Below are 14,857 nucleotides of genomic sequence, written 5' to 3'. Positions count from 1 at the left end.
GCCTCAGCCGACGCGGCGCAGGGTAAGCGCCTCGCGCAGCAGCCGGACCTCATCCTCTAGCGAGCTCAGGCGTTCGCCAACCGGGTCGAGCTCGCGGGCCGGAAGGCCATAGCCTACGGTATCGGTCTTTCGACAGTCGGGCCCCGTGCAACGGGCAGGGATGCCGACCACCGTCGTACCGTCCTCGACCGGCGCGACGGCCACGGCATTCGCCCCGACCCGGGAGCCGCGCCCCACCGTGATGGGGCCGAGCACCTGCGCGCCGGCGCCGATGATGGCGCCATCCAGCACGTCCGGATGGCGCTTGCCAGCTTTGAGCGAGAGTCCGCCCAGCGTGACGCCGTGATAGATCGTCACGTCATCGCCGATCGTCGCGGTCTCGCCGATGACAGTGCCCATGCCGTGGTCGATGAAGAGCCGGCGGCCAATCTTCGCCCCCGGGTGAATCTCGATGCCCGTCAGCATGCGCCCGAGATGGGAGAAGAAGCGCCCGAGGCCGCGGAAGCCCCAGGTCCAGAGACGGTGGGCAAGCCGGTGCCAGAGGATGGCGTGCAGGCCGGGGTAGGAGAAGATCACCTCCGGCCAGGACGGACGCGCCGGGTCGCGCTCGCGGATGGCGCGCCCCAGCTCGATGATCTCGAGCGTCATGACAGCCAGCTCGGCACGGGCAGACCCTTCCCCCGGAGGAATTCCGGATTGAACAACTTAGATTGGTATCGCGCCCCGCCATCGCAAAGGATGGTCACGATTCTATGACCCGGCCCCATCTCGCGGGCCAGCTTTACCGCGGCCGCGACATTGATCCCGGCGCTGCCGCCGACACAGAGCCCTTCGTGCAGCGTCAGGTCGAAGACCTGCTCCAGCGCCTCAGGGTCCGTCACCTGGATGGCATCGTCGATGGGCGCACCCAGCAGGTTCTCCGGCACGCGGGACTGGCCGATGCCCTCGGTCACGGAGGTGCCCTCGCTCATCACCGGCTCGCCCGTCTTGCGCCAGGAATAGAGCGCGGAGCCCAGCGGGTCGGCCAGCACGATACGGGTGGAGGCATCGGCTTCCTTCAGCGCGAAGGCTACGCCGGCGAGCGTGCCGCCCGTGCCGCAGGCGCAGGTGAAGGCATCCACCTTGCCGCCCGCCTGGCGCAGGATCTCGGCGCCCGTGGTGCGGCGGTGGCCCTCGCGGTTGTCGAGATTGTCGAACTGGTTGGCCCAGATGGCGCTACCGGGCTTCTCGGCGTTCATCTCCTCGGCCAGACGGCGGGAGACGTGCACGTAGTTGCCCGGATCCTTGTAGGGCTTGGCTGGAATCAGGCGCAGGTCGGCGCCGATCATGCGGAGGAAGTCGATCTTCTCCTGGCTCTGCGTCTCCGGCATCACGATGACGCTTCGGAAGCCGAGGGCATTCCCCACCAGCGTAAGGCCGATGCCGGTGTTGCCCGCGGTCCCCTCCACGACCACCCCGCCTGGCTTGAGATCGCCACGCGCCAGCGCGCCCTCGATGATGGCGAGGCCCGCGCGATCCTTCACAGAACCCCCGGGATTCATGAACTCCGCCTTGCCCAGGATCTCGCACCCGGTGGCCGCGCTGGCGCGCGCGAGGCGAATGAGGGGCGTGTTGCCGATGGAACCGAGCAGCCCCTCGGCCGGGGTTTTGATGACGGCGTTCATGGCGGGCACGATATCAGCCCACGCGCGTCGTGAAACAGGAAGCTTTGCGTCAGCGTTGCGTTCAGCGCAGATTCACAATGCGTAAATCCGCGGGCAGCTGCGAATATTTCACCATTGACGCTGCATGAAGCGAACTCCATACCACCATCAATGATCGTATTTGACGCCGACATCGGGAAGCGATCTCCCCGGGGAATTTCCACCAAGCCCTGACATTCCTTCTTCGGAGAAATCACCATGCTTCGCCGTCATTTCTTCGCGCTACCCGGCATCGCCCTTGCGGCCCCTGCCCTCGCGCAGTCCGACCGTGCCGTCCGGCTGGTGGTGCCCGTCGCGCCCGGCGGCAGCCAGGACATTGTGGGCCGGCTGATCGCCCGTCATCTCGCCGCCGTCCTCGGGCAGCAGATCGTGGTGGAGAACCACCCCGGGGCGGGCAGCAACATCGGCTACGAGCTCGTCGCCCGTGCCCGGCCGGACGGCCAGACGCTGCTCGCGGGCTCGGACAGTCTGTCGATCAACAAGGGGCTGTTCCGCCGGCTGTCCTTCGATCCGGTGGAGGATTTCGCGCCTGTCGCCCAGGCCACCTCGGTGCCGCAGATCCTGGTGGTCAAGGCGGACAGCCCCGTGGCGAGCTTCACCGACTTCGTCGCGCGCAGCCGCACGGAGCAGGTTGCCGTGGGCACGCCGGGCAATGGCAGCCTTGCGCATCTGCTGATCGAGCTCATCCAGCAGGCGACCGAGACGCGCTGGACCCACGCGCCCTATCGCGGCGGCGCGCTGGCGGTGAACGACCTGCTGGGCGGCTCCCTGCAGGGCGTGATGATCAACATCGGCGCCGTGACGCAGCATGTGCAGTCCGGGCGTCTCCGTGGCCTCGCCGTTTCCACCGGTACCCGCACCACCGCCCTGCCGGAGGTCCCGACGCTGATCGAGAGCGGCCTCGCCGGCGTGGATGTCGCGGGCTGGCACGGGCTGGTCGCGCCCAAGGGCACGGATCCGGCCCTGGTCACACGCCTGAATCAGGCAGTGGGCGAGGTGCTGAAGATCACCGAAGTGCGGGACCGGCTCTCGGCGCTGGGGATCGAGCCGGTGGATGCCTCGCCGCAGGTCCTCGCCGCCAAGATCCGCGACGACGCCGCGCGCTGGGCGACGGTCATTCAGCGGACCGGCATGCAGGCCGACTGATCAGACGCAGCTGATCCGCACGACCTCGGCCAGCTGCTGGCCGCGCAGCGGCGGCGAGCCCGGCATGTTGGGCTGGTAGCCCAGGCCGATATTCTGCGTCGCCCCAGCCGCGACCTGGCGAGCCTGCGGGACAGGGCGCCCGAGGAAGGGCGCGGTGACAACGAGCTGGAACGTGCGCGCCTGCCCGCTGCTGTTGCGCAGCCTCATCGAATAGGTCGCCCGCCCGCCCAGGCCGGGGACGACCTGCGTGTCGAAGGTGTCCGCCACCAGCGCGCCGCTGCAATAGCTCGTGGTCTGCGCGCTTGCGGAGGCGGACGCGATGGCCAGCGTCAGCGCCGCCAGGGTCAGGGCACGAATCATCGGGAGACCATTCCTTCGGATGCGCGGAAGATGCCATTGCTTCCGTCGCCGGCCAATCGCGCCGTATGTGGCGTCTGTCGCGTCGAACATCCCTCCTCCGCCTCGCGCCGCGCCAATCGGCGCTTCCGATGGCCATCATCGCCCGGCCGTTGGGCAGCGGGCGCGCCGCGCCGTGCCGTGGCAGCCCCAGGGCAGCTTGCGGTCCGCATGCGCCGGCGCGACGCTTCTGCCCATGCCGAAGAAGATGCACCTCGTCGCCTACCTCAAGGCCGGACCCTCCGCGAGCTATCCCAGCACCTGGCGCCACCCCGCCGCGACACTGGACGACCTCTTCACCGCCGAGCGCTGGGAGAAGCTGGCCCGCACCATGGAAGAGGCGCGCTTCGACGCCTGCTTCTTCGCCGACGGGCTGGGAATTCCCGATCTCTACAAGGGCAGCTACGACGACTATCTCGGCCGGGGCGGGCAGCTCTCGCTGATGGACCCCATGGTGCTGCTGCCGCTGATGGCGCGGGCGACGAAGCATCTCGGCCTCGGCGTCACGCTCTCCACCACCTTCATGGCGCCCTACATGATCGCGCGCTACCTGGGCTCGCTGGACCTGCTGAGCGGCGGGCGCGCGGCCTGGAACGTCGTCACCACGGCGCGCGACTTCGAGGCCCAGAATTGCGGGCGCGAGGGATTGCCGCCGAAGGAGCAGCGCTACGACATGGCCGACGAGGTCATGGAGGCCTGCGACGCCCTATGGAACGGCTGGGACGAGGACGCCCTGCTGCTGGAAAAGGAGAGCGGCCGCTTCGTCGACCCCGCCAAGGTCCGCTACGCGCACTACAAGGGCAGGTATGTCAGCGTGCGCGGGCCGCTCTCCATCCCGCGCACGCCCCAGGTGCGGCCCGCCATCATGCAGGCCGGCTCCTCGCCGCGTGGCCGCGAATTCGCCGCGCGCTGGGGCGAGATGCTCTTCGCCACCCCCGCGACCAAGGCCGACGCGCTGGCCTTCCGCACGGACATCCGCGCCCGCATGGAGGCCATCGGCCGCGACCCGGATGAGTGCAAGGTGCTGCCCTCGATCACCGTCGTCGTGGGCGAGACTGCGTCCATTGCGCAGGAGAAGGCGGCCTACCTGGAATCCCTGGTGGATCCCGAGCTGGTGATCGCCTCCAGCTCCTGGTCCGTGGTGGCGGATCTCTCGAAGATCGAGAATCCGGACGAGCTGGACAGCCCCGGCAGCAACCAGGGCGTGGCCGGGCATAGGGACCGCATGATGCAGGTGGCACGCGACAAGGGCATCACCTTCGCCGAGGCTGTCCGCCGGCCGCGGGCCCTTCTGGCCGGCACGCCCGCTACGATCGCGGATGTGATGCAGGACTGGTTCGAGAGCGGCGCCTGCGACGGTTTCATCCTGCCGCCGACCATCTTCCCGACGACCTTCGAAGAGTTCGGCCGCATGGTGGTGCCTGAGCTGCAGCGGCGCGGCCTATTCCGGCGCGAATATGCCGCGCCTACCCTGCGCGGCAACCTGCGCGACCACGGCTGAGGGTTTGCCACGCCGGAGTCGTAATCTCCGCTAGCCCAGCCAGCGCTCCAGGCCTCTTGCCTCCTCGATCGTGGTCACGCCCACCTGCGCCATGTTGGCCCGCAGTTCCTCCAGGAAAGCGTAGGTCGCATGGTTGCCGCCGGCCTCGCCCAGCGCGGCCACGGCCCAGAGGAAGGCCCGCGCCGCGAAGGTGAATTCCGCGCCGCTGGCCAGGCCGCGGAGGATATCCAGCCCCTCGCGCATCGAGCCGTCGAGCAGCACGCGCGCCCTTCCCGCCACGCGTTCCACGATCGCAGGCAGCATCTCGATCGCAGCAGGCGCGGCGTCGAACTGACGGCCGCCATGGTTGGAGACCAGGATGCCGTCGCAACCGATCTGGACCGCGCGCTCGGCATCGTCCGGATGCAGGATGCCCTTCACCACCATTGCGCGCGGCCAGGCATCGCGCAGCCGCGCCACCCAGTCCCAGGTGATGGCCTGCCCCATCTCGCGCTGCCCGAAGGCCGCGATGTCGAAGATACTGGAGCCCTCGGGCACATAGGCGCGCAGGCTCTCGAAGGCCGGGCGTCCCTTGCGCAGCGTCTCCAGTGCCCAGGCGGGGCGCATGGCGATGTCGCGCATGGTGCGCGGGCGGAAGCGGAAGGGCACTTCCAGCCCGTTGCCCACGTCCCCTACCCGCTTTGGCCGGCACGGCACGTCCATGGTGACGACCAGCACGTGCGCGCCGGCGGCCTCGGCCCGGCGAACCAGATCGAAGGAGCGGCGATGCTCCTCGCCCGGGATGGCGTAGAGCTGGAACCAGTAGACATCGGGCGCCAGCTTCGCGAGCGTCTCGATGCTCTCATTGGCGACGGTCGAGCCGATATAGGGGATGCGCGCCTTCTGGGCCGCGCGCGCCAGGATGCCGCAGGTGCCGGGCCAGACGATGCCCGGGTTCCCCATGGGCGAGACGCCGATGGGCATGGCGTAGTCCCGCCCGAAAAGGCTGACCCGCGTGTCCACCCCTGCGACGGGCACGCCGTAGCGCGGCACCAGCCGCACCGCGTCCATCGCATGGCGGTTATGCGCTACATTCGGCGATCCCTCGCCCACGCCATTCGCCGCGTAGTCGTAGGCAAAGCGTGGAGCGCGCCGCTTCGCCCGCTGCTCCAGCGAACCGTAGGTGGGGAAAAGACGGCGCAGGCGAAGCGCCTCCGCATCCGGCGCAGGCCGCGGCGGAGCGGCCAAAATGGGGTCAGGCCCGAGGGAGTCCGGCATCAGGCGCCTCGGCGCCGGTCGGGGTGAAATTGGCCTGCCATCCGGAAGTTCCTGTGTCCCTTCCGGGAAATTTCGCGCGATTCCTCCCGCGGGTCCATGCCCGGGCAGATGCTGCACCGCAGCGTGACTTTGCATTCGCAACCTGTAATGGATCGCTACATTGGGAAGGGACGTCCGGTATCGCACACGGAAGGACTCCCCCCATGGACAGCAGCGGCATCGTCGCAGGCAGCCCGCATGAGATGCGTCAACGCATCCGCGCCATCGTCGGCGCCGCCTCGGGCAATCTCGTCGAATGGTATGACTTCTACGCCTACGCCTTCACGGCGCTCTACTTCGCCCACGCCTTCTTCCCGGCCGGTGACACGACGGTCCAGCTGCTGAACACGGCGGCGGTCTTCGCCATCGGCTTCCTCATGCGGCCCATCGGCGGCTGGCTGTTTGGCCGGATCGGCGACCGCATGGGCCGCAAATTCTCCATGCTCACCTCGGTCCTGCTGATGTGCGGCGGTTCGCTGCTCATCGCCGTCATTCCGACCTACGAGACGATCGGCATCGCCGCCCCCGTGGTGCTGCTGCTCGCGCGCATGGCTCAGGGACTTTCGGTCGGCGGCGAGTACGGCACCTCGGCGACCTACATGAGCGAGGTCGCGACCTCCAAGAACCGCGGCTTCTACGCCTCCTTCCAGTACGTGACGCTGATCGGCGGCCAGCTTCTCGCCGTGCTTGTCATCGTGGTCCTGGAATTCATGCTGACGACAGAACAGCTGCGCAGCTGGGGCTGGCGCATTCCCTTCGTGGTCGGCGCTCTGGCGGCCGTGGTGGCGCTGTACCTGCGGAGCTCGCTGCACGAGACGACGACGGCCGAGAGCCGCGCGAACAAGAACGCCGGCACGATGCGCGCCCTGCTGCAGCATCCGCGCGCGCTGCTGACGGTGATGGGCCTGACGGCCGGCGGCTCGCTCGCCTTCTACACCTTCACCACCTACATGCAGAAATACCTGGTCAACACAGCGGGCCTGCCTGTGAAGACGGTGAGCGTGCTCATGGCCGTGGTGCTGCTGATCTACATGGCCATGCAGCCCATCTTCGGCGCCATCTCGGACCGGTTCGGCCGGCGCAACCTGCTCTTCGTCTTCTGCATCGGCGGCATCCTCGCGACAGTGCCCCTGCTCGGCGCGCTGGGCGGCGCGACCACCGCGGGGTCGGCGGGTGTGCTGCTGGTCTGCGCGCTCGCGATTGTGAGTTGCTATACCTCGATCAGCGGCGTGCTGAAGGCGGAGCTATTCCCCGCCGAGATCCGCGCGCTGGGCGTCGGCCTCTCATACGCCATCGCCAATGCGCTGTTCGGCGGCACGGCCGAGTACGTGGCGCTGAGCTTCAAGGCGAGCGGCAACGAGGGCGGCTTCGCCTGGTATGTCGTGGCTATGATGGTCGTGGCGCTGATCTCGGTCAGCTTCATGCCGGACATGCAGAAGCACGGCCACATGCGCGACGAGCACAGCCCGCCACGCTGAACCGGGCTACTCGGGCTTCAGCCCCATGCGCTGGACCACCTCGGTCCACTTGCGCACCTCGTTCGCGACGTAGGTCGCGAACTCCTCGGGCGTGCCGCGCTGGGGCTGGATGCCCTGGCGCGACAGCTGGTCCGAGATGCGCTGCATCGAGGTGCCCAGCGCGCCATTCAGACGCAGCACGATGGCCGGCGGCAGCCCCGCCGGCCCCATCACGCCGCCCCAGCTCACCGTCTCGAATCCCGGAACAGTCTCCGCCGCCGCTTCCAGGTCGGTGGCCTCCGGAATGCGCTGGAGCGTGGTGACGGCAATGGCCTTCACCCGCCCTGCCCGCGCATGCGGCAGCAGCACAGGCGCGGTATCGCAGCTCATGGGCACCGTCCCGGCGATGAGGTCCGAAGTGAGCGGCGAGCTTCCGCGATAGGGCACATGCGTCATCTCGAGCCCCGTCATCGATTTCAGGAGCTCGATGCCCATATGCCCGGCCGAGCCGACCCCCGCCGTGCCGTAGCTGAAGCCCGAGCCACGCTCGCGCATATGCGCGACGAGCTCGCGGAAGTTCGAGACCGGAACCGAAGGGTGCAGCCCGATCACCAGCGGCACAACCGAGACCGCCATGATGGGCGCAAAGTCGCGCACCGCGTCATAGGGAGTGCGGCTGCCGTAGAGAGCGGGGCCGGTGCCATTGGGTCCGGCATTGCCCATAAGCAGCGTGTAGCCATCGGGGGCGCTGCGGGCGACATGCTCGGCCGCGATGAAGCCATTGGCGCCGGGCCGGTTCTCGACCACCAGCGTCTGGCCCAGCAGCTCCGTCATATGCGGCGCAAGCAGCCGCGCGATGATGTCGCTGGCGCCGCCCGGCGGATAAGGAATGACCATGCGGATGCTGCGCGCGGGCCATTCGGCCTGAGCCAGGGCGGGAAGCGGCGCGAGGGCGGCAAGACCTAGCGCCTGCCGGCGAAGCAAGGACATGGACGACTCCCGGAAGCATGCGGCGGGCGTCTGGTGCGCCCTCTTCCGCATGCTGCCCCGGAAACGGTCAGCCCGTCACCATGGCGATCTTGCCGAAGTGCTGGTTTGCCTTCATGCGCGCCAGCGCCTCGACCACCTGGTCAAGGTGGAAGACCTTGTCGATGGGCAGCGCAAGCTTCCCGGCTTCCAGGGCGGGCCAAAGATCCGCACGGGCGCGGCGGACGATCTCGCGCACTTCCTCCACGCTGCGCGTGCGGAAGGTGACGCCGACATAGGTGATGCGGCGCGCGGCGTGCAGGTCGAAGTCGAATTCCGCCTTGAAGCCGCCGAGCCGCCCGACATTCACGATGCGCCCCAGAATCGCCGTCGCCGCCAGCGTCTGCGAAACGAGCGGGCCACTGATCTGGTCCACGACGGAATCCACGCCTCGGCCGCCCGTCGCATCCAGCACCTGCTTCACCCAGCCGGGGTCGTTCGTGTCCACCGCCAGCGTCGCCCCGAACTCGTGCAGGCGCGCGCGCTTCTGGGGGTTGGTGGAGGTGCCGACGACGGTCGTGGCGCCCATCAGCTTCGCGATCTGCAGCCCCATGAGCCCGACGCCGGAGGACGCGCCCTGGATCATCACCGCCTTGCCCGGCGCGCAGAGCCCGTGCGTCACCACGGCGTCGTGCATGGTCTGCAGCGCCACCGGCAGCGTGGCCGCGACCTCCCACGGCATGTTGGTGTCGGGCACGGCATGCAGGCGGCCCCAGTCCGTCACCGCATACTCCGCGTAGGACGAGCCCATTCCGCCCATGACGCGCATGCCGGGTTGGAAGCTCTTCGGCACCTCGGCGCCGCATTCCACGATCTCGCCCGCGCCCTCGAGCCCCGGGATGGCCCCGATGCCGCCGACGGCGCCGTGCGCATGGCCGGAGGCAATGGCGAGGTCCGCCCGGTTCAGGCCGATGGCCCGCAGCTTCACCAGCACCTGCTGCGGTCCAGGCCTGGGCACGGGGACATCCTGCAGGGCCATGCCCTGCGCGGTGTAGACGGCTGCTTTCATGGAACTCTCCCGGAATCGAAATCGGCGCCGAGCTTGGCCCGAAGCGCCGCCTCCGAAAATGGTGGCCATTTCACTTGAAAAGATCTTATCAAGATATATCTTGATGCTATCAAGACTAATCGAAAAGGATCGTACATGTTTGGACACAGACACTTCCGCCACGGCGAGCATGGCCGCCATCACCCCCACCACATGGGCCCTCGCAGCATGCGGGGGCACCGTGACTGGCAGGGTGAGGATGGCGAGCGGGGCCATGGCCGCCGGCGGCATTTCGACGGCACGGGCCTCCGGCTCATCCTGCTCAAGCTGATCGAGGAAAAGCCGCGCCATGGCTACGACCTCATCCGTGAGATCGAGGAGCGAACGGGCGGCCAGTACGCGCCGAGCCCCGGCGTGGTCTATCCGACCCTCACCCTGCTCGCGGAGATGGGTCATATCGCCGAGACCGAAACGGACGGCGCGCGCAAGCTCTACGCCGTCACGCCGGAAGGAACGGCACATCTCGCGGAGAATGCGGAGGCGGTGAAGGCCCTCTTCGCCAAGCTCGCCGCGATGGGCGAGGCGCGCTCGCGCCTCGATACCGTGCCGCTGCGGCGCGCCATGCACAACCTGCGCGCCGTGCTGGTCAACCGGATGGAGGCAGGCCTCGACCAGGCCAGGCTGCATCAGGCGATCGCACTGATCGACGAGGCCGCCGGCAAGATCGAGAAGCTGTAAGGCCGATCAGGCCTTGATCAGCTTCTTCACGCCCGAGGCCATCGCGCGCTTGCCCTCGCCGGCATAGGCCTCGTGGTTGTCCTCGATGACGCCGAGGTCATAGAGGTAGTTCACCATCAGCCCGGCGCTCTCGCGCATGCCCTTCTTCGAGGTATCGCCGCGCCAGTTGATGCGCTCGATCCGCGCGCCGTTCGAGAGGTGGAAATGCGCCACCGGATCGGCGGCGCGCTTCTTGTTGCGCCCGGCCTCGACCGCCAGGTAGCGCGCGCAGAGCCGCACCAGCACGGGCTCTAGCGCCTTGCGGATCTCGGGCGTCGGCTCCTGCCGCGCGATGAGCTGCTGCAGCGCCGCGATGCCCGAGGTTTCGGGCGGCACGCCGGCGGCCGTGCGGAGCGCCGTCACCTCCTCGGGCGTCAACAGCGTGGGATCGGCCGCTTCCTCGCGGGCGGATAGCCAGCGCATGAAGCCGGGGATGGGCGAGAGCGTCGCGAACTGCTTCAGCCCGCGGAATTCCTGGCCGAGTAGTTCCACCACGCGCTTGATCAGGAAGTTGCCGAAGGCGATGCCGTCCAGGCCGCGCTGGCAATTGTTGATGGAGTAGAAAATAGCGGTGTCAGCCGTGGCTGGATCGGTCGCCACCGCATTCGGGTCCAGCAGCGCCTGCACCGAGGAAGCGAGGCCCTTCACCAGCGCGATCTCCACGAAGATCAGCGGCTCGGCCGGCATGCGCGGGTGGAAGAAGGCGTAGCAGCGCCGGTCCGAATCCAGGCGGTTCTTGAGGTCCTCCCAGCTCTCGATCCGGTGCACCGCCTCGTAGCGGATCAGCTTCTCGAGCAACGCGGCCGGGCTGTTCCAGTCGATGCGTCGCAGTTCCAGGAAGCCCAGGTCGAACCAGGAGACCAGCAGCGTCTTGAGGTCGGCCTCCAGTGCCTGGAGCAGCGGATCGCTGTCGGCCACGCCGAGGAGGTCCTCCCGCAAATCAACCAGCAGCTTCATCCCGTCGGGAATGGCGGTGAACTGCGTCAGCAGGCGGATGCGCGGGCTTTCCAGCGCGCGGCGCAGTTGCACCTTCGCGGCCGCCTTGCCCGCGCCTTCCGGCGCCTCGGCCCAGGCGGCGATGGCGCGTTCGACGGCCTTGGGATCCGCGTCGAAGCCGGCCAGGACGCGCAGGAATTCGACACGCTCGCCATTGGCAAGGCCGCGGTACAGCGCGGCCAGCTTCGCCGCGCGCGCGCGGGCCGAAACCTCGCCACCCCGGCCCGCGAGGCAGGCGCGCATCTGGGCGGCGATATCCTCCGGCTCCCGGCCTCCGACCTTCTCGGCCATATCGCGCCAGAGGCCGGTGACGCGGCGGAGCGCGCGGTCCACCAGCGTTTCGGGCGACTCTGCGAGCGTATCGGCCATGACTCTCTCCGGGTGAGTTGGGGATGCTACCTTGGAAATATTGAGAAACAAAGCGCGATCCCATGCGTCAGGAACATCGCCGGCAGGTGCTCAGTTGCGCGGCAACGCATCAGGAAGGTCTTCCGCGATCAGGCCAGGGCCAATCCGCATCGCGGCCTCGCCCTGCATCCAGGCAGCGGCGCAGGCGGCCTCGAAGGGAGGCATGCCCTGGGCCAGCAGCGAGGCCGCGATTCCCGCCAGGACGTCGCCCGTTCCCCCCGTCGCAAGCCAGGGCGGCGCGTTGTGGTTGACGGCCACCCGCCCGTCCGGCGCCGCGACCACGCTGTCCGCGCCCTTGAGCAGCACCGCGCCGCCGATCCGTGCAGCGGCGGCACGCGTCGCCGCCAGGCGGTCCTGGGCGGAGCCGAAGACGCGCGTGAATTCCGCCGCATGCGGGGTGACGACAGCCACGCCACGCAGCGCCTCCGCATCCCCGGCAAAAGCGGTGAGCGCGCCGGCATCCGCCACCACCCGCCGCTGGGCGGCGAGAAGGGCGCGCAGCAGCCCGCGGGTGGCGTCGCCGGGCGGCAGGCCGGGCCCGGCGAGGATCACCTCCCGGCGCGGGTCGTCGACGATCGCCGCCGCCACGGCGTCCATGCCCGCCGCCTCAATCACCAGCGCGCCGGGCTCCGCGATCCGGTGGATCTGCGCCGCCTCGGCGCTGGGACAGGCGATGGTCACGAGTCCTGCCCCTGTCCGGCGCGCGGCCCTCGCCGCCAGGAGGGCGGCGCCCGTCATCTCCGCGCCGGAGACGATCGTCACATGGCCGCGGCTGTGCTTGTGGCTCGCGCTTCCGGGAGCCGGCCGGTCCCATAGCGCGGGACCATTGGCGAAGGCGCGCGGGCGGATCGAAGCCAGGACATGCGCGGGCAGGCCGATATCGGCGACGACCAGCTCGCCGCAGAGGTCGCGGCCGGGCAGCAGCAGGTGGCCCGGCTTGGCACGGAAGAAGGTGACGGTCAGCGCCGCCTGGGGCGCGAAGCCACGCACCGCGCCCGTCGCGCCATCCATGCCGGAGGGCACGTCCACCGCGACGACCGGCGCGGCGCAACCCCGCAGGGCATGGGCGAAACTCCCCTCGAAATCGCGCGCGAGTCCCGCGCCGAAGAGCGCATCCACCACCAGCCCCGCGCGCGGCACATCGGCCAGCGTCGCCATCCGCCCTCGCCAGCGTGCCGCGGCGCCCTTGGCATCGCTGCCTGGGCGCGGCGGAGCCGCCGCGGCGACGGATACGTCCCAGCCCGCCTGCTCCAGCCGGCGCGCAACTACATAGCCATCGCCACCGTTGTTTCCGGGCCCTGCAAGCACCAGCACGCGGCAAGGACGGAACCGGCGCTGGATCGCCAGCGCAACGGCGTGCCCCGCCGCCTCCATCAGCGCGGGGCCATTCCCGGCGAAGCGGTCGGCCTCCGCCATTTCGGCGGGCGTCAGCAATTCCATAGGGATTGCGAAGGTGGGGCGGGTCTGGGCCATACTCACTTCAGATTGGGAGGCAACACGAATGTCCAACAAGAGCCGTGCACGGCCCGAACGCTCCTTGGTCGAGCTCTACCGCGACGATCCGGAACGCGCGGATGCGCTGGCCTGGGGTCGGCGCGGCGCGCTGCGCGGAACCGCTCTGGCCTCGATGGGCGCGGCGCTCGGCGTCTCGATTCCCTTCGCCGATCGCCTTCCCGCCGGCGTCCTTCCCGAGCTGCTGGCCCGTCCCGCCTCCGCGCAGACGGCTTCCGACGCGCCCCAGGTCTTCCGCATGGAGGGCAAGGAGCCGCTGATCCTGCTGGGCGACCGGCCGCTGGTGGCCGAAACGCCCGAGCATCAGCTCGACGAGGCCGTAACGAGCTTCAAGAACTTCTTCATCCGCAACAACGGCCAGATGCCCGAGCCCGCCACCAATCCCGACGGGTGGCAGCTGACCATCGACGGCGAGGTGAACACGCCGCTGACGATGACCATCGGCGATCTGCGGAGCCGCTTCCCCAACGTCACGCTACAGCTGCAGATGGAATGCGGCGGCAATGGCCGTGGCGCATTCGCGCCACAGACGCGGGGCAACCAATGGGGCAACGGCGCCATCGCCAATGCCGAGTGGACCGGTGTGCGCCTGCGCGATGTGCTGAACGCCGCGGGCCTCAAGCCCAGCGCCATCTACACCGGGCATTTCGGCGCCGACCCGCATCTCTCGGGCGCGACGGACCGCCAGGCCATCAACCGCGGCATGCGGATCGCGAAGGCGATGGACGAGGACACAATCCTCGCCTTCCGCATGAACGGCCAGCCTATCCCGCACATCCACGGCGCGCCGCTGCGCCTCATCACGCCGGGCTGGCCGGGCAGCTTCAGCCAGAAATGGCTCACCCGCATCTGGATCCGCGACAAGGTGCATGACGGCGCCGGCATGGGCGGCACGAGCTATCGCGTGCCGACGAACCCGATCGTGCCGGGCAGCAATAACAACGGCGCGAGCTTCCGCGAGCTGGAGAGCATGCCCGTTCGCGCCATCCTCTCGTCCCACGCGCATGGCTCGCGCCTGCCGGCCGGCACCCGCGCCCTCAACCTGCGCGGCGCCGCCTGGGCGGGCGACCTCACCGTCCGCGCCGTCCATGTCAGCACCGATTTCGGCGCGAGCTGGACCGAAATGCAGGTGGCCGCACCGGCCAACCGCCACGCCTGGCAGCGCTGGACGGGCCGCGTCGCCCTGCCCTCGGACGGGTATTTCGAGATCTGGTACCGTGCCACGGACAGCGAGGGGACGATGCAACCCCACGCCGCGGCGAACTGGAACCCTCAGGGTTACGGCGCCAATCCCATCAGCCGCGCCGCCGTGCTGGTGGGCTGATGCGCGCCTTCCTGCTGGCCCTCCTGGTCCTGGGCGGCGCCGCGCTCGCCCAGCCGGCGGCCGAGCCCGAGGAACCCTCCGTCCTGCCCGCCGGCGACGGGCAGGAGGAAACCTTCTACGCCTGCACCGCCTGCCACAGCACCGCGATCATCCGCCGCAGCGCCTTCTCGCGCGAGCAATGGGACGGGCTCATGGACTGGATGGTCGAGAAGCAGGGCATGAACCCCATCGAGGGCGACGACCGCCGCCAGATCGTGGACTACCTCGCGCGCCATTTCGGCCCCCGCGCCCCCGCGCGGGGCCGCAACCCCTTCCTGAACTGAGGCG

15 protein-coding genes are annotated in these 14,857 nt (G+C 69.2%); 6 read left to right on the top strand and 9 right to left on the bottom strand.

Going from position 1 to position 14,857, the window contains the following annotated elements:
* Window positions 1–3: 3 nt before the first annotated feature.
* Genes cysE through WJM96_RS18105 form a run of 3 tightly spaced genes read right to left on the bottom strand, consistent with a single transcriptional unit; the run spans window position 4 to window position 1,903 of the window.
* Complete coding sequence (gene cysE, locus WJM96_RS18115; protein WP_424813941.1) at window positions 4–648, bottom strand: serine O-acetyltransferase; 645 nt, start codon at window positions 646–648, stop codon at window positions 4–6.
* A complete protein-coding gene (locus tag WJM96_RS18110; protein ID WP_424813940.1) occupies window positions 645–1,664 on the bottom strand; it encodes a cysteine synthase A in 1,020 nt (339 codons plus the stop codon). The genes cysE and WJM96_RS18110 overlap by 4 nt, the downstream gene beginning before the upstream one ends.
* A complete protein-coding gene (locus tag WJM96_RS18105) occupies window positions 1,661–1,903 on the bottom strand; it encodes a hypothetical protein (RefSeq protein WP_424813939.1) in 243 nt (80 codons plus the stop codon). Before WJM96_RS18105 ends, WJM96_RS18110 begins: the two co-directional genes overlap by 4 nt.
* On the opposite strand from WJM96_RS18105, the gene WJM96_RS18100 reads away from it, so the two are divergent.
* A complete protein-coding gene (locus WJM96_RS18100) occupies window positions 1,902–2,849 on the top strand; it encodes a Bug family tripartite tricarboxylate transporter substrate binding protein (RefSeq protein ID WP_424813938.1) in 948 nt (315 codons plus the stop codon). The two genes, WJM96_RS18105 and WJM96_RS18100, sit on opposite strands and share 2 nt — an antisense overlap.
* Here the strand turns inward: WJM96_RS18100 and WJM96_RS18095 are convergent, their stop codons facing one another.
* Window positions 2,850–3,209 (bottom strand): hypothetical protein, encoded by a 360-nt coding sequence (locus WJM96_RS18095; protein ID WP_424813937.1) that lies wholly within the window; start codon window positions 3,207–3,209, stop codon window positions 2,850–2,852.
* A gap of 232 nt (window positions 3,210–3,441) precedes the next feature.
* On the opposite strand from WJM96_RS18095, the gene WJM96_RS18090 reads away from it, so the two are divergent.
* Window positions 3,442–4,746, top strand: coding sequence for an NtaA/DmoA family FMN-dependent monooxygenase (locus WJM96_RS18090; RefSeq protein ID WP_424813936.1), 1,305 nt, complete (start codon window positions 3,442–3,444; stop codon window positions 4,744–4,746).
* Between the two features lie 30 nt (window positions 4,747–4,776).
* Here the strand turns inward: WJM96_RS18090 and WJM96_RS18085 are convergent, their stop codons facing one another.
* Complete coding sequence (locus WJM96_RS18085; protein WP_424813935.1) at window positions 4,777–6,003, bottom strand: alpha-hydroxy acid oxidase; 1,227 nt, start codon at window positions 6,001–6,003, stop codon at window positions 4,777–4,779.
* A 203-nt stretch (window positions 6,004–6,206) separates the two neighbouring features.
* Here WJM96_RS18085 and WJM96_RS18080 point away from each other — a divergent pair, with 203 nt between their 5' ends.
* Window positions 6,207–7,520, top strand: a complete 1,314-nt coding sequence (locus WJM96_RS18080; RefSeq protein ID WP_424813934.1) for an MFS family transporter — start codon at window positions 6,207–6,209, stop codon at window positions 7,518–7,520.
* Between the two features lie 6 nt (window positions 7,521–7,526).
* On the opposite strand, the gene WJM96_RS18075 is transcribed toward WJM96_RS18080, so the two are convergent.
* Entirely contained in the window at window positions 7,527–8,489 is a 963-nt protein-coding gene (locus tag WJM96_RS18075) for a Bug family tripartite tricarboxylate transporter substrate binding protein (RefSeq protein WP_424813933.1), read from the bottom strand.
* Window positions 8,490–8,556: 67 nt separating this feature from the next.
* Window positions 8,557–9,534, bottom strand: a complete 978-nt coding sequence (locus tag WJM96_RS18070) for a zinc-binding dehydrogenase (RefSeq protein ID WP_424813932.1) — start codon at window positions 9,532–9,534, stop codon at window positions 8,557–8,559.
* 207 nt (window positions 9,535–9,741) lie between these two features.
* On the opposite strand from WJM96_RS18070, the gene WJM96_RS18065 reads away from it, so the two are divergent.
* The gene (locus WJM96_RS18065; protein ID WP_424813931.1) at window positions 9,742–10,251 is read left to right on the top strand and encodes a PadR family transcriptional regulator; all 510 of its coding nucleotides are present in this window, start codon (window positions 9,742–9,744) and stop codon (window positions 10,249–10,251) included.
* A 6-nt stretch (window positions 10,252–10,257) separates the two neighbouring features.
* On the opposite strand, the gene WJM96_RS18060 is transcribed toward WJM96_RS18065, so the two are convergent.
* Both WJM96_RS18060 and WJM96_RS18055 read right to left on the bottom strand, forming a co-directional pair.
* Complete coding sequence (locus WJM96_RS18060) at window positions 10,258–11,655, bottom strand: malonyl-CoA decarboxylase (protein ID WP_424813930.1); 1,398 nt, start codon at window positions 11,653–11,655, stop codon at window positions 10,258–10,260.
* Window positions 11,656–11,745: 90 nt separating this feature from the next.
* A complete protein-coding gene (locus WJM96_RS18055; RefSeq protein ID WP_424813929.1) occupies window positions 11,746–13,167 on the bottom strand; it encodes an NAD(P)H-hydrate dehydratase in 1,422 nt (473 codons plus the stop codon).
* Between the two features lie 28 nt (window positions 13,168–13,195).
* Here WJM96_RS18055 and WJM96_RS18050 point away from each other — a divergent pair, with 28 nt between their 5' ends.
* Entirely contained in the window at window positions 13,196–14,530 is a 1,335-nt protein-coding gene (locus WJM96_RS18050; protein WP_424813928.1) for a sulfite oxidase, read from the top strand.
* Window positions 14,530–14,853, top strand: a complete 324-nt coding sequence (locus WJM96_RS18045; protein ID WP_424813927.1) for a hypothetical protein — start codon at window positions 14,530–14,532, stop codon at window positions 14,851–14,853. The genes WJM96_RS18050 and WJM96_RS18045 overlap by 1 nt, the downstream gene beginning before the upstream one ends.
* The last annotated feature ends 4 nt before the right edge of the window (window positions 14,854–14,857 follow it).

Origin of the sequence: Roseococcus sp. YIM B11640 (assembly GCF_049727625.1) — a bacterium.
GTDB lineage: Bacteria > Pseudomonadota > Alphaproteobacteria > Acetobacterales > Acetobacteraceae > Roseococcus.
Note: the sequence above shows the minus strand (reverse complement) of the source record. Positions and strands in the feature narration are given on the sequence as shown.